This is a genomic window from Enterobacter sp. E14S (assembly GCF_055666685.1).
Genome location: NZ_JBVODQ010000025.1, coordinates 1 through 545 on the forward strand (window position 1 = coordinate 1; position 545 = coordinate 545).

The 545-nt window shown below is 49.2% G+C and carries 1 tRNA gene and 2 rRNA genes; all 3 read left to right on the forward strand.

The features are described from left to right. Positions 1 to 101: ribosomal RNA gene (locus tag ACZ6J2_RS21795) — 16S ribosomal RNA — on the forward strand; the annotation flags it as partial. Between the two features lie 85 nt (positions 102 to 186). Beyond that, a tRNA-Glu gene (locus tag ACZ6J2_RS21800) sits at positions 187 to 262 on the forward strand. Between the two features lie 182 nt (positions 263 to 444). Further along, positions 445 to 545 (forward strand): 23S ribosomal RNA (locus tag ACZ6J2_RS21805); the annotation flags it as partial.

The window sequence follows — 545 nt, forward strand, 5'->3', positions numbered from 1 at the left end:
GCTTAACCTTCGGGAGGGCGCTTACCACTTTGTGATTCATGACTGGGGTGAAGTCGTAACAAGGTAACCGTAGGGGAACCTGCGGTTGGATCACCTCCTTACCTTAAAGAACCTGCCTTTGTAGTGCTCACACAGATTGTCTGATGAAAAGTAAATAGCAAGGCGTCTTGCGATTGAGACTTCAGTGTCCCCTTCGTCTAGAGGCCCAGGACACCGCCCTTTCACGGCGGTAACAGGGGTTCGAATCCCCTAGGGGACGCCACTTGCTGGTTCGTGAGTGAAAGTCACCTGCCGTCATATCTCAAAACTCATCTTCGGGTGACGTTTGAGATATTTGCTCTTTAAAAATCTGGATCAAGCTGAAAATTGAAACGACACACATGTTATGTGTGTTCGAGTCTCTCAAATTTTCGCAATCAGAAGTGAAACATCTTCGGGTTGTGAGGTTAAGCGACTAAGCGTACACGGTGGATGCCCTGGCAGTCAGAGGCGATGAAGGACGTGCTAATCTGCGAAAAGCGCCGGCGAGGTGATATGAACCTTTG